The sequence below is a fragment of the cyanobacterium endosymbiont of Epithemia turgida isolate EtSB Lake Yunoko genome (assembly GCF_000829235.1).
GTDB lineage: Bacteria > Cyanobacteriota > Cyanobacteriia > Cyanobacteriales > Microcystaceae > Rippkaea.
The window spans coordinates 1,149,136-1,170,862 of record NZ_AP012549.1 but is presented as its reverse complement, the minus strand read 5'-3'; the positions used below and the strand labels follow the sequence as shown (position 1 = coordinate 1,170,862).

Below are 21,727 nucleotides of genomic sequence, written 5' to 3'. Positions count from 1 at the left end.
CATACTCATAGCTTGGAAGAACTAGTATTAATAGTCAATAATTTTTTAGGTACTAAAGTCATCATCAATCATTTTAGTCGATGTGAATATTTACAAATATCTTTCTAATTGTTCATTAGCTTGCAATAACTCTAATAGTTTTTTTATGTCTTGAGTACGTTCTTTCCCAACCACTAGGGTAACATCCCTGTCGTGCACAATTACCATATCTTCTAATCCAATAGTAGCAATAATATGGTTTTTGTCACTCGAATAAGCGATCGTCCCTTGAGTATCCAAATGAACGTGATTAGCTAAATCCATATTAGCCCCGTTTCTTTTGGTAAGTCTTTCTAAAGAAATCCAGTCTCCCAAATCATCCCAAACAAAATTAGCTGGTAAAACATAGGCTAATTTTGTCTTTTCCATCAGGGCATAGTCAATACTTATCTTATCTAATTCAGAATAAGCTGCTTCCCCTTTATCCTTCAACAATTGCATCATCTTAGGAGCATAGGTTTCTAGTTCTTTGAGGACGACTTCTGCTCGAAAAATAAACATCCCACTATTCCAGCTAAACTTTCCTGTTGCAATAAAAGATTGGGCAGTTTCTTGATCAGGTTTTTCAGTAAAGCGACTGACACGATAGATTGGCAGTTTCTCACAACCGCCCTGTTTTTCTCCTTGTTCAATATAACCATAGCCTGTGGAGGGATAGCTAGGTTTAATGCCTAAGGTGACAATGGCATCTTTAGCCATAGCTAACTGGGAACAAGCTTTGAGGGTTGTTTCAAACCCTTGAATATCAGCGATTAAATGATCAGCAGGAAAAAAGCCAACGACTGCATCTGGTCCACAACGTTCAGCCACTTTTAGAGTAGCCCAAGCTACTGCAGGGGCAGTATCCCTTCCTTCAGTTTCCACCAAGAGGTTCCCTTCAGCTAACTCTGGTAATTGTTCTCGAACCCCACCAGCAATAGCAACCGAGGTAATTACCCAAAGATTATCCCAATTTTGGGCTAGGGGAAGTAGACGGTCAGCCGTTGATTGTAATAAACTCTGTCCACTACTATCAAGACAGAGAAATTGTTTGGGGCGATAACGACGACTAAGAGGCCAAAAACGTCCGCCTTTTCCACCAGCAAGGATTACAGAAATTAAAGCTTGAGTCATAATTGGGTTTACTACCAGCGAGGATGACGGGAATTAAAGCTTGAGTCATGATTAGTTCCCCATGTCTTATCAAGAATAAGGGACAAAGACTAGATTTAATACGAAATAATCCATTACTACTCATGCTATTAACCAAATTTACTTCTCCCCACCCTCTCTATTTTCTCAAAACTTTCCTCTATAGCTTGCAAAATTAAAATTTATTTAAGTTAATCCCCGCTTCTTTAGCTATCGCTTGTAACCCTTTCTTTTCTAGAGTTTTAATGGCTTTTGTGGACAAACGCAATCTAACCCAACGGTTGCCCTCATTCCACCAAACTCGTTTCCATTGTAAGTTGACTTCTTGTAATTTTTTAGTCCGACGGTGGGAATGGGAAACAGCAAAGGCGTTATTCGCTTGCTTTCCAGTTAATTGACATTTACGGGCCATAGAAAATCTCCTTGTCTTTTGGTGTTAACTTTCTTGTAGTCTTTGATCCTACCAAAAATCTTCTGAAAATGTCTCTATTTTAGGTCATAACAAAAGATTGAGTCATAGATATGCCAGTTAGTGGGACTTCGCACAGTACTCCCAAAATCATCCCCTTAAGCTTCTGGCCTATTTACTTTAGTTGGAAACAACTTTTGATAACTTGATTGTCGCTTTTTTGCGGATTCTGTGCCAAGATTCCATAAGCTCTCATAAAAGAAAAAGGAAATTCCAGAAAATTGTTTTTGACGAATGGTTTCTACCTGTTTGATTATTCGCTTTATGGGAACTGGACGATCTTTTAAACCAGAAAGAACTCCGATTACAAAAGGAATATGTTGTTTAGCTTGTTGAACCTCAGGGCTTCTCAATTCTCGTTGAAGATCTTGGAGATTGGGACGATAAACTTGCAAGACCAATTCTTCTATTAATCCTCGTTGTTCCCATTGATGCCAGTCTAGTAAATAACAGTTAGCTGAGAAGGGTTGAGGGTTAGGAGATAAAGAAACAATAACACTAGGATTGGTGGCTTTAATAGTTTTAAATAGCTCGGTCATATAACTTGTAATTTTTTCTGCCCGCCATCTTGTCCATTCCTGCCAAACTTGATCATTGATTGTACAATTATTGGTTGTCTTCAAATTTATGGGGGGGGTTGGAGGTAATTTACCTTGATGTTCTTGTTGATAAAGTGTGACGGTAACATCATCATAACCAAAATCAAAAGGGATGCCAAAATGGTCATCAAATTGAATTCCATCTACTTCATACTTACTCACAATTTCAGTGACTAAATTAGTAATAAAAGTTTGAACTTCTGGATGTAAAGGATTTAGCCAAACACGTTTATGTACTTTTCCTTCCAACCAAATTCTATCACCGTTTTTTCGTTGAGTTAACCATTGAGGATGGTTTTGAGCAAGTTGGGAGTCAGCAGGGGCCATAAACCCAAATTCAAACCAAGGAATAACTGCCATATTTGCCTGATGTCCCTGATTAACAATTTCTTGCAAAATATCTCGTCCCTGTAGCCTTTCTGTGGGGTCTAGTTTAGTCCCGGTAATAGGTTGAGCAACTTCAGATGGGTAAAGGGTATGACCCCAATTCCAGACGGTGGGATAGAGGGTATTAAAATTCAATTGGTTGAGGGTATCAATTGCTTCGGACAGGTTTTTTTTACTAAAAAGTACATCACTATCAATATTCGTTAGCCACACTCCCCGAATTTCTGAGGGTTGATTACGAGATTGAACTGGAGATTGAATTGTAAAGATTATTAGGGTAACACAAAGGCTAAAGATGACCAGAAAGACTAACCATGCCTGATAACCCCACAGACGGCTAAAGTTAACTAACTGGTTAGCTTGACGCTCAAATAAGTTTTTTGCCATAGAGTAAATGATAGAATTGTTGTACACTGGCTAGGCTAACCCATGGGCGAATTTTTTTAAAACGTTTCCTACTATCTTCTTTGCTTAATTAGTTTCAATCTCAGTATTTTTTTTTACGTTTTTAGTTTACTAAAACCTCTATGGGAATGGTGATTAGGGAACTTATGGTTTTTTTCTTCCGCTGCTAGCTATGCTAGGATTAACGACGGTTTAACCATTACTATAGTTGCTTAGGAAAAGTAGATTGCTATCAAAGAGAAATTTTCTACATTTGGGGGTATATATCAAGCCAAAGTGGTAAAGATTGTTCTGATGAATGGGTAGTATAAGCATCAATTAATCCTCGCCACGACCCCCGTGGCGCAGATAGCTTTCAATAAAAGTATCGAGATTGCCATCCATAACTCCACTGATATCCGTTGTTTCTTCATTTGTCCTCACATCTTTAATCATTTGATAGGGATGAAAGACATAATTGCGAATTTGATTGCCCCAAGCTGCTTCTACGATATCTCCCCGAATTTCAGCAATTTCTTGAGCACGTTGTTCTTGGGCAATGATCAATAATTTTGCTTTAAGCAGAGCGAGGGCTTTTTCTTTATTCTGGAGTTGGGAACGTTCTTGTGTACAACGAACTGCAATCCCAGTGGGTAGGTGAACGACACGAACCGCTGTTTCTACCTTGTTAACATTTTGCCCACCTTTCCCGCCAGAACGAGTGGTAGTAATTTCTAAATCTTTTTCGGGGATATCAATAGTAATATCTTTTTTTTCTAACGCTGGCATAACTTCCACTCCCGCAAAACTGGTTTGCCGTTTTCCATTGGCATTAAAAGGAGAAATTCTCACTAATCGATGAGTTCCTTTTTCTCCTTTGAGATAGCCAAAAGCATAGCGCCCTTCTATCTCTAGAGTCGCTGACTTGATTCCGGCTTCATCTCCTTCAGAAAGTTCAGCCAGATGTATTTTATAATCGTGTTTTTCTCCCCAACGAGTATACATCCGTAACAACATTTGCGCCCAGTCTTGGGCATCGGTTCCCCCAGCTCCTGCATTTATGGTCAGGAAAGCTCCTTTAGTATCATAAATACCTGACAATAACTGTTGTAACTCCCAGAGGTCAAGTTCATGGTTAAGTTGGTTAATGGTTGTCTCCGCTTCTTTAGATAAACTCCCATCTTCTTCTAATTCTAGTAATTCAGCGATTACTTTTGTATCTTCTAGCTGACCTAACCAATGTTGATACTGCTCAACACTAGATTTGGAATCGTTGAGTCTTTGTAAGGTGATTTGGGCTATCTCAGGATTATCCCAAAATTCAGGTTGAGCAGCTAAGGTTTCCAAGTCTTGAATATTGGCTTTCAGGGCAGGTAAGTCAAAGATATTCCTGAGTTTTCCTCAGGCGCGTGCTAACCCCTTGAATTTCGCGTTTTAATTCTGCTGTTTCCATATTTCGACACAATCTTAAGTAAATATTCTCTATTGTAGTTCTTTTGTCTCTAATTTTAAGATTTTATCGAACCTGGTCGTGTAAGATCACTAATATTAACTTTTTTGCAGTCTCATTCAGGAATTGTTTAAAATTCTAACAGTTCACTTATTATTCTAATATAAATTTACTATCAAATTAATTTTTATTAGAATTAAGCTAATTTTTACTATTTTAGGCTTATTAGAGCTAATTTAGGTCTATACTAAATAGACCATTCAACCGAAACTGTTTCTAGGTTTTGATAGGTCTTTGCTAAAGCGGTAGAGTCTAAATTAGAAGCCACAGAACTTGAAATCAAAGTCCACAAACAAGCTGTCCCAAATAAATTTTTATAACCAATAAACAAAAATCAGGTTCGTTATACGTTCCAACTATATTTATACTTATTTTGAGTATGTTGTGCATAAGGTAAATTACTTTTTTTAGTTCGATTAATATAACTACTTAAGTAAGCTTTATTATCATATTTAAATATTTCATATAATCCAATATTTTTTTTAAATCTTTATTACTACAGTTATTTATGGAATGGGACTTTTTGAAAAACCTAGACAATTAATGTTTGCCTAATCATATTTACGATAACTGGCTTTTATCCCTATAATTGTCTAGGTTAGACTATGTTTATATTGGTAATTTTTTTATTTTTTTTGAAATATTTCTGCCACTAACTGTTATTTATCCAAGGTGATTATAAAGTAAGTTTTCAAATAAAATGCCATAAAAATTCAAGTTTTTAACCCGCACATAAAATCAATAACCAATAAAATATACCAAATATTAATACTGATGCCAAAGAAAATAAAAGACTTTCAGTATCTTTATGCAAGTATTAAAAGCTTCCCCGTCGGGAAACGCAACTAAAACTGTTATCATAGAAACTCTTCTAACAGCATTGGTTACAGAACCTAATAATACTGCCTTGATCACATAGACAATTTGCTGAGTCCGATTTACAGTAAGAAGAAAATAGAAACAGAAACATCAGCATAATACTCTCAATACCAGAACAGGCTCCATAGACTTACACTTTACCTATTGGTAGTTTAATAAAAAATTCTTTTCGATAAGAATTAAAGCCTATTGGCAGCATAAAAATATTATAAGAGCCGTTAATAGTAGTAAATTAATCATATTTAAAACTGATGTGACAGGAGAAAAAAAGTTAATAAAAGAAGAATCAATAACTCTTTTAAGTCTTGATTGAATTCCTTGATTACTGATACCAGTCAAACTAATTCAAATCCAGATATTAAGGGTAGAAAAAATACTCTTTAGGATAAATATCAATAATTAAAATTTATCCTAAAAAAGCTAAAAATATTTCACTGTCTAACTTAAATCGCTCTTTCTTATCCCAGATTAGGAAAATAATAGTCAACCATACTAAGATGCTTAAACTCATGAAATTTAGTTTATTAAATTGATAAAGTAGGGTTAGATGAAGATTTACTAGGGCAGCAGCCAATGTTACTAACCAATAAAGAGGTTTGGGTAGTGATTTTTTAGTTATACTTGAGTTGTGAGTAACTATATTCAATCTTTCCCAATTTCTATATTCATAACTCATGGATATCCTACAATCATAGTTAGATATCCTGACATAATCAATACAAAATTTTTCTTTACTCATTTAAGTCGTAAATAAGCCTGAGGATAATGGCGTGCTTTTTTACGTATTAACTATCTTCAAACTAAACAGAAATAAGAACACCTCGATAATTTCTATGCTCATCCGATATTTCTTGTGAAATTGATTATTAGTAATCTAGACTCAGCCCTCTGAGCTGGTTTTTATTGTGACAATCAATAAACTGTCATATATTTACTTACGTATTATTGTTGAGTTTGATATTCTCTTGTTATGTGTGAGGAGTAAAAGTAATACGTAAAGACCTTTGGAGTCGAAACAAGGTAAGACGCCCAAAGGTCTTTCGTTACTTTTTTCTTTGACTTGCAAGTTTTTGTATAATTATCGAGTTAAAGCACGAATAAAGAAAATTAAATATTCTTGAGACAGTTCTTGTTATATTGTTTATTGGCGAATTTCTACCCGATGTCATTTAGCTGGTCTCTATAGCCGATCTATTATTCAATGGCGATTACAAAGTTAATAGCAATATCTTCTAAATCTCTATTACAGACGACAATCTGATCTGAACCTATTAGGGCATCAGTATATTTTCCTAATTGGTAACGATGATGATTCATTTCTAACAGGGAGAAAGAAAGCATAAATTATAATGTCAATGAAACATTGAATAATGATTATAGTTGTTAACTATAATAGACTTTTTTCCATAAAAAATCGTTAACACAAAATTTTGTGTTAACAACCTATTTCCAATGATAAAAATATTACAATTACTAATTATTAGTATTTTGAACATCCTATAATATAGGTTATCTACTTAACTACTATTTAAATACTTTTATAAAAAAATGAACTAAATTATTTCATCTTTCGATGAAATAATTTTTATTGTCTAGTCTATATAGACTAGACTTAACAATATTAGAGTTCAGACTAGAATAGTATTAAAGAGCTACACAGAACTTTTTCCAATTGTCATTGACATACTGTTGATATCTTGCTGCAGCACTTAAAGTAAACTTTTTTGTTAGAAAACCGAACATTTACTACTGCTCATCAGCAATCTTAGAAATGCTGATTTGTTGTTGGTTGTATATCCACGATATTTAGAATTCACTGAATTATGGTGTATTTTCAGTGTCTTCTATTTGATCCACACACAAAATCAGTTATAGTTATTAGATAACTCAATCAAGGCTACTATTAACTAATTTAAAATTATAAAGCAAACCTCATAAAATTTAATAGTACTCACTGTTTCGGTTATGATTTTATCAAGTTTTATTGAGTTCAGGTTTTAAAATTTCACCTTTTATACCAACAGCCACAACTATTAGGTTATTAGGGTTAGTGAGTGTGGATACTTTAACCTCACAAGGTCAAGAATTAACTGTAACTTATAGTAATTTTATTAATCGTCAAATTTTCATAGAAATGATAGATTTAACAAGGATTAATTATAACAGCTATCTTCAAAAATCACTTGATGCTAGTTTGTGAACTAAAAGTTAAATTTTAAAATACTAATATTTTTCAGTTTTTATAAAATGTTAGTATAAATAATATAATAACGTAATTTTAGTCAAAAATTTTTGAAAAATGATTTAAGATAAAATCTAGCCAAATTATATCTATATTACGATCTTAAAATTTCAAAAAATGACTCAGTATCATATTATTTTTCTGACTCCATTACAAATAATTTAAGCAAAGCTTATTAAAATGAATTGCTAATTCTAGCATTACCTATCTTGATCATTATTGAGTTTCTTTTCATCCTTATGATGAGGGGAATTTATTTTGGTAAGCAGTCTTTTAAGTGAACTTTGCTACAATATTTATCTCCTTAGTATTTTGGAAGGGAAAGACTTTAACTCCCAAAATGGCTTCAAATTGCTTATCAAGAAATTACCCACCCAATGGGTATATGGTATAACTGAAAAAACAGATTTTTCTGGCAGTTATTTTAAGAGAGTTACATTGCAATTTGTTCTGCATGAATTCACAAGAATGGCAACCAAAGCCATTTCTACTAAAATTTTACAAATCCTCTTGCCAAAAGTAGTATTAGACATTGTGGACAATAATCTTGCTTCTCTTGTGATTCAAAATTTATCCCCTACACTATTTGTTCCTATGAAAAGCAGAGAACCTTGGAGTAAGGATTCTCATATCTTTGATGCAGAATTAACCATGATAGAAGTAAGATTTGACCACAAAAATATTATCTCCAGTAATCCTCCTCATTGAACGATTATTTATGTGGAAAAGGGTTAGGCCTCGTTGTTATAATTCTGCCAGCTGAACTTTTAGGCAGATTGCTGCTTAGAGCTCCCTCTTCTTTAACTATTTTTCTATTGTATACCCATTTAAGCTATGGTGAATGCTAAGCAACTAGCTGTACTCACCAACTCCATCCCTCCTTTCAACTCCAATCCTGAGCACTTTTGCCCTTAATAAGTTGATAAACTTGACGAGTTTCGTGGAGTTGACGGGTTTGTTTGAACAGTTGTTCTTCGGTCAGTTCCCATTTTTGCAATAGTAAGTTTAGATCATTTTGGATCCGCCTAGCCCCTGGAAAGTTATGGTAGCGGATACGCAACCGAGCTAATTCTGCTAAATTATAAGGATTAGCCTCTTCTTGGAGAAGGGTATTAACCACTTCTTGATCTTTTTTTTCTTGGGGATGTTGTTGATCTTGAGACATTAATCACAATTTAAGAACTAAGTAGTTGTCCATCTTATACTGTAATGTGGAGAGAATTTTTAGATTATTTCTCGACAGTCATAAAGATGTTTAACCCAAAGCTTTAATAGTTATCGTTTTTATCAACGAGACTTATCATTAGTTAATCTTGGTAAAGGTGATCGCATAGGGCTCAGAAGAAGGTATCGTCTAGGGGGATCTTTGGTCACTAAATGTTGGGCTTTTTGAGTTTTCCAGTAGCGTAGGATTACAGAGAGTAAAATCACCACTAGTCCAGAGGACAGTAAAGTCGATTTCTCCCATACACCCCCGATGACCGAATCAACTGCTCCTACCACTAAGATGAAGCTAGAAATTGGATCTTTACGGTAAGTTTTTTTGAGAAAACGAGGAAAAAAAACATTCATTATGATGTACTGATATTGTGCTGTTCTAATTAACTATTCTTGTTTCAGCTTATCTCAAGCTATCCCAAAACTGAACAGGTCTCGGAGAAATTTCTTAGACTAATCATGGCATAGACTTGACGAATAGGAAAAGAGTTTATGACTTTCTTTTTTCCGGCACGGTTATTCACTGTAAACCCAGCTAACTTAATAAGCCCCGACCAGTCAGATATTCAATGAATAGGCTCAGAACAAATCCTAGTTATGGCGGATACGTACCTATGGACATTGAAGTGTTTTACATATTCACTAAAGTAAAACTTCGGTTCTCTAAGTTTAGGGGTTTTGATTAGTTGGAATTGGGAGTCTGCCATAGATTGCTTACTAAACAATAATAGTTATAATCCTTGACCTCAAAATAGACCATTTTCCTAAAAATAGTTATTGAGAAGAAAAAGAGCTGCTTTAATCTGTTGAAGTAGAGGGAAGCACGCAAATAACCAGTGCTTCCCTCTACTTCAACAGATTAGTCGTCGCGACTGTTGATAGAAATCAAAAGACGTAAGATAAAGATGAACAGGTTAATATAGGTCAGGTACATCGACAGGGCTGCCGAGAGATACTGATCGTTACGATAGGTACGAGGTAAAATATAAAAATCTACCACGGCGGCTCCAGCAAACAGAAATACCCCAAGACCAGAGATAGCAATGTCTAACCAAGTCGGTGTATAAACCCCAAATAAGGCAAACAGTACTTGACCAATCATTACCACTAATAGGGAAATAACCCCTAAGCTAATGGTTTTAGTTAAAGCCATACCATCTTGTTCAGAAAGATTGGACCCAATACTGCGAGCTGCCATAAAAACAATGCCACAACCTCCAGCAGCAACGGCAATACCTTCTAGCCCAACTCCTTGGGTTCCTAAAGCGACAAAAACTACTCCACTAAGAGTATACCCAAAAAGAAGACTATAAAGAGCTAGTAGAGGTAAAGCTGTATCATTATTGCCTTGTTCAGCTACATTACAAGCAACAAAAAACAGGACAAACTCGATAATCAATGCTGCAATTAAGAAGGGAAAAAATAGATTGGGATAGGATTGAATCACCCCTAATCCCCCATAAGTGCCAACAGCTGTTAGCACCAATCCGCCTCCAAGATAGGGTAGGGCGTTAGCAATGACATTGGGTCCAATAAGAGATTGACCCTTCACATCACGAATGGCGTTACGAAAATTACTGGTGTTACTCATAGAATCTGTTCTACTACCTTTAATTGATTTTAAGGACTTACTTAAGTTTTATAGCCAAAATCGAGACCGAGCAGCTAGTTGAAAATACCGAATGTAATTTCTGAATCCATAATAAATATGGGTTGATTAGGAAAATATCTTTAGTCAATTACGACAACATTGACTAAAGATTAACCTGCCATTTTCTCAACCTTGTAAAACTTGTGTATTTTACTAAGGGGAAGATATACAAGTTTTGTAAGATTTTCGTGTAATGCCCATAGTCCAATTTTTTGATGAATAGAACAATTGATGACCTAAGTTAATTATTTTTAAGCTATCAATATTGTTCAATAACAGAGGTATCAATGGAAACTAAGTAAAACAATGTAGAAAGAAGGCATGTAACTTTTAATTACTTATTCGAGAAACTCCTCTCTGTCCTTGTGTAATAAATTGGTTGAGTCACCACATTCGGATTGGTTCCTCAAGTTACTTATAATGTAAGCAATAAGTGTTCAGAACTTTATGAAGATTTATCACAAATTGGTTATTTAAAATTAATTTGTACCATTGAACAATTTAATCCCCATCAAAGTCATGCTTTCAGTTATTTTGCTATTCCCTACATTAGGGTTAAATATTCCTTTAGGAGAATTAACATGAATATGAATTAGCTTGATAAAATCAGATATTGATTAGTTTAGATACAACCCTTAATCTAGCAAAAAATTGTTCTATTGGCTTTAAAGAAATAATTCCTGTTTCTTCAGAAGAAGTCTGATAGATTAGTAGTTAGTAATTCATGAAAATATAATGATGACTGTATTCTTTGGATCTAAAAGCTAAATCTTTATGTAATCAAGTTTTTAGGATATTCGAAGTCTTACAAAGCAAAATTTTGCTAAAATAGCCAAAATAACAGATTATAATAACCAGCTTAACTCCCTATTACAAGAAGATGGACCACAATTACAACATGCAATAAATTAGCTCAAAGATAAAATAAGAGTTGCTTTTGAACGTATATTTTTCAAGGAATTCACGGTAAGTATCTGTCCAATAGAATCGGTAGGTTCCCACAACAATTATCCTTCATCATCAATAAAAGAATTTTAAAAATAACTCACTTAATGAAAAGTATATTAAATAATCTGCCGCAACTTAATAATATTTATTGACTACTTATTGAATATTTTTGATATTAATTTTTTCTCCAACAGCAGCCATGTTTTACTCAGTATTATGACGATAAACTTGTGCTCAAATAATTCCAGGTTTCTTTTGTATTCACACCAGAAAGGCTATAATGAGCGTTCTCTTATTTTTTTCTAAATTCACTAATCGTACAAAAGCATTTTCTACCTGTTCAAAGTTTTATTTTTATTTAATACAATCATAGATATTAACCACAAAAAATAACCTGAAAATTATCTCAAAAACTAAATATTAAATAAATTAGTAGTTAATAATCTTAAAAATTTTTAGTTAATGACTTTGTTCTGTAGCTAAAAAGACTTAGTTATCAATAATGATTAAGATTATAAAATCTTAATCATTATACTTTACAAGACTTTCAGCTCAGCAAAAAAAGTTGTAATATCTAACTATCTTTTAGGATAGATCATTGAAAACAGCAATATAATTGAGTGTGGCTTCTAATTTAGATGGATAGGAAACAGAAAATTTTTACAACCAAAATCCTTCATCTAAGGTAATGTCAATATCTTTTAACCATTGTACAGCTTTCCGAGTTAATAATTTTATTGTTTTCGTTGTTCCGTATAACTAATTTTTTTTGATTTGTTTTATAGACTTTCATTCTTTTGGGATTGTTGAAGTTTGTTTTATGTTTTTATTTTTAATAATTTAACAGAAATATATTTTTGTTTATAATTTTATATTATTTTATAATTTTAAATTGCTTCATATAATTTTTCTTATTTTTTATAATTGTATTTAAATTTATTTATCAATTCATCAGGTGATAATTTTGTATTTTTTAAAAAAATACATAACTAAATCTAATAAATTACTTTTTATTATAAAAAATGAATTTTTAAAAATTTTATAATTAATCAATAATTGATTGATAATTAATTTATATATAGTAAATTTTAATATGATTAAAATTTTTTATTTAAGCTATATACCTCCATTTTAAACTGTGATAAGTAAATTTTTAAAATATATTCTTGTTAAAATTCTAGATTTTCTTCATTATCTATGATTTTTTGTTGTTCTTGCACATAAAGTTTTGACTTAGTTTCTTGTGTATTATATCTTATAATTTTTAAGGGATTATCTAAAGCAGATTAATTAGATTTAACTCTCTGAGTAATCGCGTCTATATTATCTATTTTTTCTAAATAAACTGATTAATTTAACTGATTATTATATATTTCTAATTTTTATATAAATGGTTTCTGTAACAAATATGAACTTGATTGAGTTAGATCTAAATTTTCTATTCTGATTTCTAAATTGCTGTTGATAAATCGTTTCAGCGAGAAAAGAATCTTAAACTTTATAATTTCCTAAAAATGGTTGTGATAGTGGGGATAAATAATATTTATTAACTTTTTAATATTTTTCAAATATATTGGAAAATATACTGTAAAATCAATGAGATAAATCAATAATTTTTCCATCAAACATTTTGGCTAAATTTTTAGCAGCTTCTTCAATTTTTTTAATCGCAATACTACCAGAAGTATCACTGAAACCAGTATCCTTGTTAGGACAAGTAATTTCTAGTTGAGACTGTAATTCTATTTCAGATTTAGGAGTTTGAGTTATTAAGTCATTATTATTATCATTAGAATGATGAAACCGGGTAATTACTTGTAAGTTAATAGGTTGTGAAGTTTGATTATTGTTAACTGGAGGAAGATTTGACGGCGACAGTTGAATAGTTTGGGGACTTGTAGAAGTTATATTACAAGAGGAAGCTACTTTTAAATCAACCTTAATAGGACGTTGGCAAACCTCGACAAAAGATGCCTCAAGATTAGTAATTTTTCCTTGGACTAATTTGAGTAATCCTTGGCTACGAACTTCAATATAGGCCGTCGACTCATCTAAATTAAGAAGATGACAATTAGATCTGACTAAATCTTGAGTAAAAGGTTGCAATTTTCCTAAAACTAACGACCATGTTTCATTGACATTAAGTATTACATCTGTTATCGTCTTTTCCGCTTGTAAAATATTAGAATCTTGAGAGGATATGTGTATTTTAGAGGTGTGGTTGGACAAGGGAGAAATGGTGTGTGTTATCTCCTGTGTTTTATCTATTACCTCTTCTTTTCTAACTTCTACTTTGTTATTAGACTTAAAAACGGTTTGGGAATGAAAAGCTGATGGCAATAAACTTAAAAGGGTGACTTCTAACCATAAACGGGGTTGAGTAGTATTCCTTAGTTGAACTTCACTTTCTTTAAGACATTGTTGTCCTTGTAGAATAGTCTCAACTTCCCACTTTTGTACTTCAGTAGATAAAGCTTGCCAAGTTGCGGCTGTTACGGTTGCTATATCAGAGCGATTGGGGGCTGTTTTGGCAATCAAAAGGTTGAGGTAAAATCCTGCTAAGTACTGCAGGACAACTAAAGGTTCTTTTCCCCGGTTCGTTAAATTACGACAGTTATCTATCACTAATTCTGGGGTATCTGAGGAAATCGCCTGTAATAGTTTCAATAAATCTTGTTCAGAAATTGCTCCAACTAGGTCCCAGACTTTCTCTGAGGTAATAGTCCCCGATAATAAACTTAATTGATCCATAAGACTTTCAGCATCTCGTAATCCCCCATTAGCAATTTGGGCGATTAATATTAGAGCTTCATCAGCAATATCAATTGCTTCTTGGTGAGCAATTTTACTTAGATGACCCACCATGGCTTCTATAGGAATACGTCGGTAATCAAACCTTTGACAACGAGAGATAATTGTTGGTAAAACTCTTTGAGGATCGGTGGTGACGAGGACAAAAATTACTCGATCCGGAGGTTCTTCTAAGGTTTTGAGAAGAGCATTAAATGCCGCTATACTAAGCATATGACATTCATCAATGATGAATATCTTATAGCGACACTGAACAGGTGCAAATTGCGCCTTTTCGATAAGTTCTCGAATATTATCGACTCCTGTGTTACTAGCTGCGTCAATTTCAATGACATCTAGGGCCAATCCTCTGGAAATTGTTCGACATACTTCGCAATTACCACAAGGAATGGAAGTAGGATTTTCGACTTGTTGACAATTAAGCGATTTGGCTAAAATTCGTGCCGAGGAGGTTTTACCTGTTCCCCTAGGTCCTGTAAGCAAGTAAGCAGGAGCAATTTTTCGGGAGATGATCGCATTTATTAAAGTGGTGGTGATTACTTCTTGTCCCACTACGTCAGCGAATGTTTGGGGACGGTATTTATGATGTAGAGGTTCATAAAAAGACATCATAGTTAATGGTTAATTTTTGAATAGATAGCTACGGTGGTATAATTGCCTTGATTGTATCCAGTAACAATTAGAACATAACAGTTAAAACAACTGTTTAAATCTGGAACAGACTAATCTTTATAGGAAACATAATAGTGTTAATTAACACTGGCTTTGTTGAATGTAATAATTTGCATTAAACTACGAATATATAATTCTTCTCCTTATTTATTGCCAGAGGTTTAGCTTAATAGAATATAGAAAAAATATAGCGCAATCACTTTTAATTATAGTGAATAGATAGAAACAAAACCTGTAGCTAAATAATTATAAATATCCTATCAAAAATAAGGTTTATATGGAAATAAACTAGGGTAAGCTATTGCCGTTCTAAATTAGAAATTTAAATAAAGTAAGCTTTAACTCATTCAATATACAAAATTGATTATAGACATTTCTTGAATAAACGACTCTGTCTTTCGCTATCATATTTTTATTTATTTTAACTAATCAAATTATTCCTGACATTTTAATAATTTACCATGGCTTTTTCCTTATTAGCATTAACAGAAATAAACTTAAAAAAGTTCATCGTAACCTGTAATACTGTCAAAAAAGAAAGAAGAGTATATGATAAAAACAGTAATCTAGCATCAGGAGTAATGATCTGTGAGCCAAGTTAATCAGCCCCTCCCTCCTATCATTGTCTACTTAAGTTTAGCAACTACTCCGTTTTTGGGTAGTTTGCTTATGGTACATAAAATTACTCAGAAATTAGGAAAGTTGGGAGAGGCTAGCGAAGAAGTATTTCGGGGTGATCGCTTGCCTATCCTCAATTTTACTGACAGCAGTTCAATCAATCCACTTTCTTAAACTATAATTAAATTTTTGCCAATTATAGTTTAGATTAATTTCTAATCCAGACAAGAACCGATAGAATGATGGGGATTGCTGGGCCAAGAAAAATTTAGCAAACACTTACTCTAACTAAAATAAATTTAACTATCTAAGTTCTCAAAAGAAAAAAATGATCTTTATGCTGCTCTCGATTCCTGAAGATTTCCATCCTTACTAGGTTTATAGAACGTCCCTGAGGTTCCCATGAATTCGTTGCATGAATCATCTAAATTCATGGTCGGAGACATTAACGTTTTTTCGACTTCCGACTTATTTTTACGTCACCGTCTCAAACTTGTTGAAGATTTATGGGAGGCGGTGTTAAAAGCTGAATGTGGTCAGGAATTGGTAGATTTACTAAAACAACTTCGTACGATGTGTTCTCCTGAGGGACAGGTGACAAGTATCCCTGAAGCCTCGATCACCGAGCTTATTGAACGATTAGAACTTAATGAAGCGATTCGGGCAGCTAGAGCATTTGCTCTTTATTTTCAACTAATTAACATTGTTGAGCAACATTACGAACAACGAGAGCAACAGTTGATAAGACGCGCGACCTGTGCCGGAAATGAAAATAAATCTCCAAATAAACAGGAAAAAGAAATCTACGGCCCATCAAAACAGGTAAACTTTTTAGAAAAACGTTTTGAAGGTGATATTGTCTCTGATAAAGCTGGAACTTTTCACTGGTTATTCCCTCTATTAAAACAACTTAATGTTCCGCCCCAACAAGTTCAACGGCTGCTTAATCAACTTGACATCCGTCTAATTTTTACAGCCCACCCTACTGAAATTGTTCGCCATACGATCCGACGTAAACAACAGCGTATTGTGGGCATTCTACAACGCTTGGATCAAGCTGAAGAATCGTTTCGGGGGATGGGACTGAACAACTCTTGGGAAGCTCAAACCGCTAAGGAACAACTCACAGAAGAAATCCGTCTTTGGTGGCGCACTGATGAACTTCACCAATTTAAACCCAGTGTTCTCGATGAAGTGGACTATGCCCTCCACTACTTCGATGAAGTCTTATTTGATGCCCTACCCCAACTGTCTAAACGATTACAACGAGCCTTGAAGTCGTCTTTTCCCTGGTTACATCCTCCCCGTAGTACCTTTTGTCGTTTCGGTTCTTGGGTCGGGGGTGATCGTGATGGCAACCCCTTTGTTACCCCAGAAGTAACTTGGCAGACAGCCTGTTATCAGCGCAACTTGGTGTTGGAGAAGTATTTGCACTCTATTGAGAATTTAACAGAACTGTTAAGTGTTTCCCTCCACTGGAGCAATGTTTCCCAAGACTTACTTGATGCCCTAGAACTTGACCGCTCAGCCATGCCAGAGATTTATGAACAACTGGCTATCCGTTACCGGCACGAACCCTATCGTTTAAAATTATCTTATATTCAAAAACGATTAGAAAATACCCGTGACCGCAATGATCGTTTGGCAAACCCAGAACAAAGACAATTGCTTTCTAGTCTGACGGGACAGAATATTTATCATTCGGGAACAGAGTTTTGGCAAGATTTAGAACTCATTAAACGAAATCTTGAAGAAACCGGACTCAATTGTCAAGAACTCGAAAACTTACTCTTTCAAGCCGAAATATTTGGCTTTACCCTGACGCAGTTAGACTTTCGTCAAGACTCCTCCCGTCATTCTGATGCTATAGAAGAAATTGCCGAATACTTAGATATTCTGCCTCAACCATATAACCAGCTTCCCGAAGAAGAGAAAGTGAAGTGGTTGATACAAGAACTAGGTACCAGACGGCCCTTAATTCCCACAGGGATGCAGTTTAAAAAAGCCGAGCACAGTGAAACTCTCGAAACTATGCGGATGTTGCGCTACCTGCAACAAGAGTTTGGCTTAGAAATCTGCCAAACCTACATTATCAGTATGACTAACTATGTCAGCGATGTTCTAGAAGTCCTATTGTTAGCAAAAGAAGCAGGACTTTATGATCCAGCAATTAGTACAACTACCATTCGCATTGTGCCTTTGTTTGAAACGGTAGACGACTTAAAACGTGCTCCACAAGTGATGGGAGATTTATTCCAATTACCCCTGTATCGTGCAGCTTTGGCGGGTGGATACGATCAACTTCAATGCTCTAATAACTCGAACAAGCCCACCCCTGTGTCTCTTTCGGCATTACAACCGACTAACCTGCAAGAGATCATGGTGGGGTATTCCGACAGTAACAAAGATTCAGGGTTTCTCAGCAGTAACTGGGAAATCCACAAAGCTCAAAAAGCCCTACAAAAAGTGGCTCAACCTCATGGTATTGATTTAAGATTGTTTCATGGACGGGGTGGATCAGTAGGGCGAGGGGGCGGTCCTGCCTATGCGGCAATTTTAGCTCAACCTACTTCTACCATTAACGGACGAATTAAAATTACGGAACAAGGAGAAGTGTTAGCTTCTAAGTATTCCCTTCCTGAATTAGCCTTGTATAACCTAGAAACCGCCACCACTGCCGTGATTCAGTCGAGTTTATTAGGAAGTGGTTTTGATGATATCACCTCTTGGAATGGAATTATGGACGAGTTAGCTAAAACTGCTAGAAAAGCCTATCGGGCGCTAATTTACGAACAGCCAGATTTTTTAGATTTCTTCTTGTCAGTAACTCCCATTCCTGAAATTAGCCAATTGCAAATTAGTTCTCGTCCCGCACGACGCAAAAGCGGTATAAAAGATCTGAGTAGCTTACGCGCTATTCCTTGGGTGTTTAGTTGGACTCAGAGTCGTTTTCTTTTACCAGCTTGGTATGGAGTAGGAACCGCTCTACAAAGTTTTCGAGATCGAGAAACAGAAGAAAATCTGAAGTTATTGCGATATTTTTACCTCAAGTGGCCGTTTTTCAAAATGGTAGTTTCTAAAGTTGAAATGACCCTATCTAAGGTAGATTTACAAATTGCTCATCATTATGTAAGAGAATTATCTAAACCCGAAGATATAGAGCGATTTAATCGAGTTTTTAAACAAATATCTCAAGAATATTACCTAACTCGTGATATTATTCTCTCTATTACCAAGCACCAAAAATTACTCGATGGTGATGTCGGGCTACAACGTTCGGTTCAGTTACGCAATGGAACCATTGTTCCTCTAGGATTTTTACAAGTTTCTCTCTTAAAGCGGTTGCGTCAATATACTCATCAGTCCGAATCTGGGGTAGTTCATTTCCGCTATTCTAAGGAGGAATTACTACGGGGAGCGTTGTTAACAATTAATGGAATTGCTGCAGGAATGAGGAACACAGGATGATCGGAGTAAATTTAATCGATCAATATCAATACTTTAATAAGCATCACGATTGTCCATAATGGGATGAGGAGCATTTATTTATAGTAAGTACAGATAACCCTTGAGCATCACTAACCTAGATTTATCGTTAGTCTGGACAATAATCATACCTCCAGCTGGGGGTATGATTATTGGCTACTTTACCAATGATATAGCCATTAATATGCTTTTTCGTCCTTATAGAGCTATTCATATTGGTAAGCGTCGTGTCCCCTTCACTCCAGGGTTGATTCCTCGTAACCAAGAACGTTTAGCTAGAAAGGTCTCAGATACAATTATGGGATCGCTTTTGACCCCAGAAGAGTTGCAAAAGTTAGCACGACGTTTGCTCAAAACTGAACGAGTACAATCTGCTATTCTCTGGTTATTTACCTTAGCTATTAAACAGATTAAAAACGATAAAGAACAAAAAACAGCTAGAATTTTGTCCGATATTTTGCGGGATTTATTTAGTGAGTCTTTGCCTCGACTTCTAAAGGCATTTGCTCATCGTCAAGATTTCTTAGAATATCAAATTAATCAAATTTTTAACCAGGTTCTACTTGAGTTTCGTTTAACAGATACCCAAACGCGACAGTTTGCTGACTGGTTACTAGAAACAGTTGTCCCTCCCGATGTTTTGAGGCAAACTCTAATTGATTTTTTGAGTGATCGTAATATTCAAGTAATTGATGAAGGATTTCGGGAAAAAACCAGTGGAACTTATTGGGTAGTCGCTAATTTATTTGGACTCAAGAATACCCTAACACGGTTGCGTAATTTTTGTTTAGAAGAACAAGAAATGGCTAATACCCGTTTCAAGGAATTAATACTATCTTTAGAACTTCGTAGTCGTTTACGGCAATGGTTGCAAAGTCTTTGTTTAGAAAATTTACCAGTTTCCACTGTAAAACAATTACGTAAAACTACTAGGGAAACTGTACAAGATTATATACAAAACAGGGGCACACAATTTATTAAAGGTTTTGAAAATACAATTAACTGGGATCAATTAGCAATATTAATTATTAATAGATTGCAAAAATCAACTACATTAAGTATTTTTTTTGTAAAAATTAGCGAAGAATTAGCTTTCCTTTTAGAAGGATATTTCGAAGAAGATTTAGAAAAAATTGTTGCTCATACAATTCCAATTTTATCTATTGATCAAGTAATTATTGATCGAGTTAATGCTACAACTCCTGAAAATCTTGAAATAGCAGTTAAAGGAATAGTTAAAAATGAGTTACAAGCTATTGTAACTCTGGGAGGAATCTTAGGATTTATGGTAGGAATTTTACAAACACTTTTATTTTTATTAAAGTCAAACTAATCTCATTTTTCTCTAGAAAAATGAGATTAGTTCAGGTAAAAATATTAGTATATATTTTTTAAACTTTATTCTGTGACAATAAACTTGTTGTTTTATGTTGAGTAAGAGGTTGAATGAGTAGATTTACATTATTTTCTGTAATTATTGTTTTTCTGATTGTAGATTGGGTGACTTTACTTAATCTACAATTTATTTAGCTTTTAATTTTTTTGTCTTAGTTTTGGAGAGAATATCTCACTAGTAAACTTTTATAGTCCTTACTTCACTAATTCTATGAGCTAAATTTTTAAGCGTATTAGTATCTAGTAATTATTCATTATTAACTACTTTTTAATTTTTTATTGACACTCATTAAGTTAAATTATATTTTTTTTATAAAAATTTAAACTGTTCTTGATTTACTACTCTCTCTATTTTTATTTAAACATTAATATTACGAGAAAATACTTTAAATATTTTTAATATTTAAAGTATTTTCTCGTAATTGAGTATTATTATGTGTCACATTATCCGGAAATAAATGAAGCTTAAGTTGTTTAAATTAATCTAATATTTGATGATTTTTATCTATATTATATAATTTTTTTTATCATTCACTTCTAATCCTAAGTAGTGTAAATTAAGTTTAGTTTTGTCTAAAATATAGTTAACATTTGAACTAAATCTAGTATTTTTAAATTGTTAATGTTATAAATTAACTATTCCCAAGAGTATCAGTCAATTTATGACATTAATAATTGTTTAAAATACATACTATTTTAAAAGCTTAATAACTTAAAAAAAGATCGAATTAGTTAGCTTAGCTAGAGAAATAAATTTTTATACAGGTATTTTTCTATCTGAGATATGATATAAGTTAGAACTTATGCATTTGCAAATTATATAAAATATTGTGCACCTACAATATTTAAAATAGTTATTTTATATTGTACTAACTCAAACTTGTTTAATAATGACTGAATATTTTAACAAATAAGAGTACTTGATTTTAATTTAAATGCTCTAATATCAAATTAGAATTAACTATTTAACTATTATAAACTCTAACTTTACGAAAACTCCTAAAGGACTCAACAAGTGAATTTAAATTGTCTTAACTCTTCTGAGCATAAATAACTTATTCTACATAATTACTTTAATAAGCGATAGTGATCTTCAATAACCGAATAAGTTATTTTAAATTGCAGAAATAAACTTTTGCTAGTTGTTCTTGATGATTTTGCTGAGATAAGATACAGTATTAAATATTTTTTTATCAAAAATATATAAAAGTATATATATAATATAATTTATCTTGGTATTAGTAATATTTTAATTTTGAAACATTAAAAAATATAATCAATAGTAATT

The 21,727-nt window shown here is 33.6% G+C and carries 15 protein-coding genes; 5 read left to right on the top strand and 10 right to left on the bottom strand.

Annotated features, from left to right (window positions below):
• Positions 1 to 90 precede the first annotated feature (90 nt).
• From ETSB_RS03610 to ETSB_RS10475, 6 genes are all read right to left on the bottom strand, one after another.
• Positions 91 to 1,152 carry a mannose-1-phosphate guanylyltransferase gene (locus ETSB_RS03610; protein ID WP_044106346.1) on the bottom strand — a complete coding sequence of 354 codons (1,062 nt, stop codon included), beginning with the start codon at positions 1,150 to 1,152 and terminating at the stop codon, positions 91 to 93.
• Between the two features lie 193 nt (positions 1,153 to 1,345).
• Positions 1,346 to 1,582: a 50S ribosomal protein L28 gene (rpmB, locus tag ETSB_RS03605; protein WP_044106344.1), complete on the bottom strand. Its 237-nt coding sequence runs from the start codon at positions 1,580 to 1,582 to the stop codon at positions 1,346 to 1,348.
• Between the two features lie 155 nt (positions 1,583 to 1,737).
• On the bottom strand, positions 1,738 to 3,012 hold the full coding sequence (locus ETSB_RS03600) for a glycoside hydrolase family 10 protein (RefSeq protein ID WP_044106343.1): 1,275 nt from the start codon (positions 3,010 to 3,012) through the stop codon (positions 1,738 to 1,740).
• 336 nt (positions 3,013 to 3,348) lie between these two features.
• A protein-coding gene (prfB, locus tag ETSB_RS03595) for a peptide chain release factor 2 (RefSeq protein ID WP_145972231.1) occupies positions 3,349 to 4,462 on the bottom strand; the annotation gives its coding sequence in 2 pieces (ribosomal slippage) (positions 3,349 to 4,389 and positions 4,391 to 4,462; 1,113 coding nt in all).
• A gap of 244 nt (positions 4,463 to 4,706) precedes the next feature.
• Positions 4,707 to 4,850 carry a hypothetical protein gene (locus ETSB_RS09890; RefSeq protein ID WP_171816394.1) on the bottom strand — a complete coding sequence of 48 codons (144 nt, stop codon included), beginning with the start codon at positions 4,848 to 4,850 and terminating at the stop codon, positions 4,707 to 4,709.
• A 1,742-nt stretch (positions 4,851 to 6,592) separates the two neighbouring features.
• Entirely contained in the window at positions 6,593 to 6,715 is a 123-nt protein-coding gene (locus tag ETSB_RS10475) for a hypothetical protein (protein WP_269763981.1), read from the bottom strand.
• A gap of 1,183 nt (positions 6,716 to 7,898) precedes the next feature.
• On the opposite strand from ETSB_RS10475, the gene ETSB_RS03580 reads away from it, so the two are divergent.
• Positions 7,899 to 8,348, top strand: coding sequence for a hypothetical protein (locus tag ETSB_RS03580; protein ID WP_145972230.1), 450 nt, complete (start codon positions 7,899 to 7,901; stop codon positions 8,346 to 8,348).
• A 175-nt stretch (positions 8,349 to 8,523) separates the two neighbouring features.
• On the opposite strand, the gene ETSB_RS03575 is transcribed toward ETSB_RS03580, so the two are convergent.
• From ETSB_RS03575 to ETSB_RS03565, 3 genes are all read right to left on the bottom strand, one after another.
• Positions 8,524 to 8,805 (bottom strand): DUF3288 family protein, encoded by a 282-nt coding sequence (locus tag ETSB_RS03575; RefSeq protein WP_044106339.1) that lies wholly within the window; start codon positions 8,803 to 8,805, stop codon positions 8,524 to 8,526.
• Between the two features lie 122 nt (positions 8,806 to 8,927).
• Positions 8,928 to 9,212 carry a hypothetical protein gene (locus ETSB_RS03570; RefSeq protein WP_044106338.1) on the bottom strand — a complete coding sequence of 95 codons (285 nt, stop codon included), beginning with the start codon at positions 9,210 to 9,212 and terminating at the stop codon, positions 8,928 to 8,930.
• Between the two features lie 505 nt (positions 9,213 to 9,717).
• Positions 9,718 to 10,449 carry a Bax inhibitor-1/YccA family protein gene (locus ETSB_RS03565; RefSeq protein WP_044106337.1) on the bottom strand — a complete coding sequence of 244 codons (732 nt, stop codon included), beginning with the start codon at positions 10,447 to 10,449 and terminating at the stop codon, positions 9,718 to 9,720.
• Positions 10,450 to 10,907: 458 nt separating this feature from the next.
• On the opposite strand from ETSB_RS03565, the gene ETSB_RS09190 reads away from it, so the two are divergent.
• Positions 10,908 to 11,105: a sigma factor gene (locus ETSB_RS09190; protein WP_232509859.1), complete on the top strand. Its 198-nt coding sequence runs from the start codon at positions 10,908 to 10,910 to the stop codon at positions 11,103 to 11,105.
• A 1,945-nt stretch (positions 11,106 to 13,050) separates the two neighbouring features.
• On the opposite strand, the gene ETSB_RS03560 is transcribed toward ETSB_RS09190, so the two are convergent.
• A complete protein-coding gene (locus ETSB_RS03560) occupies positions 13,051 to 14,877 on the bottom strand; it encodes a DNA polymerase III subunit gamma/tau (RefSeq protein ID WP_044107599.1) in 1,827 nt (608 codons plus the stop codon).
• A gap of 651 nt (positions 14,878 to 15,528) precedes the next feature.
• Between ETSB_RS03560 and ETSB_RS03555 the strand changes: the two genes are divergently transcribed.
• From ETSB_RS03555 to ETSB_RS03545, 3 genes are all read left to right on the top strand, one after another.
• On the top strand, positions 15,529 to 15,732 hold the full coding sequence (locus ETSB_RS03555; RefSeq protein ID WP_044106335.1) for a hypothetical protein: 204 nt from the start codon (positions 15,529 to 15,531) through the stop codon (positions 15,730 to 15,732).
• 228 nt (positions 15,733 to 15,960) lie between these two features.
• The gene (gene ppc, locus ETSB_RS03550) at positions 15,961 to 19,026 is read left to right on the top strand and encodes a phosphoenolpyruvate carboxylase (protein ID WP_044106334.1); all 3,066 of its coding nucleotides are present in this window, start codon (positions 15,961 to 15,963) and stop codon (positions 19,024 to 19,026) included.
• Positions 19,027 to 19,189: 163 nt separating this feature from the next.
• Complete coding sequence (locus ETSB_RS03545; protein WP_084220183.1) at positions 19,190 to 20,377, top strand: DUF445 domain-containing protein; 1,188 nt, start codon at positions 19,190 to 19,192, stop codon at positions 20,375 to 20,377.
• Positions 20,378 to 21,727 lie beyond the last annotated feature (1,350 nt).

What these genes read in the sequence shown, in the direction of transcription:
- ETSB_RS03570 (WP_044106338.1), bottom strand. Translation starts at nt 9,212, where the DNA reads ATGAATGTTTTTTTTCCTCGTTTTCTCAAAAAAACTTACCGTAAAGAT.
- ETSB_RS03545 (WP_084220183.1), top strand. Translation starts at nt 19,190, where the DNA reads ATGATTATTGGCTACTTTACCAATGATATAGCCATTAATATGCTTTTT.
- ETSB_RS10475 (WP_269763981.1), bottom strand. Translation starts at nt 6,715, where the DNA reads ATGAATCATCATCGTTACCAATTAGGAAAATATACTGATGCCCTAATA.
- ETSB_RS03560 (WP_044107599.1), bottom strand. Translation starts at nt 14,877, where the DNA reads ATGTCTTTTTATGAACCTCTACATCATAAATACCGTCCCCAAACATTC.
- ETSB_RS03610 (WP_044106346.1), bottom strand. Translation starts at nt 1,152, where the DNA reads ATGACTCAAGCTTTAATTTCTGTAATCCTTGCTGGTGGAAAAGGCGGA.
- rpmB (WP_044106344.1), bottom strand. Translation starts at nt 1,582, where the DNA reads ATGGCCCGTAAATGTCAATTAACTGGAAAGCAAGCGAATAACGCCTTT.
- ETSB_RS03575 (WP_044106339.1), bottom strand. Translation starts at nt 8,805, where the DNA reads ATGTCTCAAGATCAACAACATCCCCAAGAAAAAAAAGATCAAGAAGTG.
- ppc (WP_044106334.1), top strand. Translation starts at nt 15,961, where the DNA reads ATGAATTCGTTGCATGAATCATCTAAATTCATGGTCGGAGACATTAAC.
- ETSB_RS03600 (WP_044106343.1), bottom strand. Translation starts at nt 3,012, where the DNA reads ATGGCAAAAAACTTATTTGAGCGTCAAGCTAACCAGTTAGTTAACTTT.
- ETSB_RS03565 (WP_044106337.1), bottom strand. Translation starts at nt 10,449, where the DNA reads ATGAGTAACACCAGTAATTTTCGTAACGCCATTCGTGATGTGAAGGGT.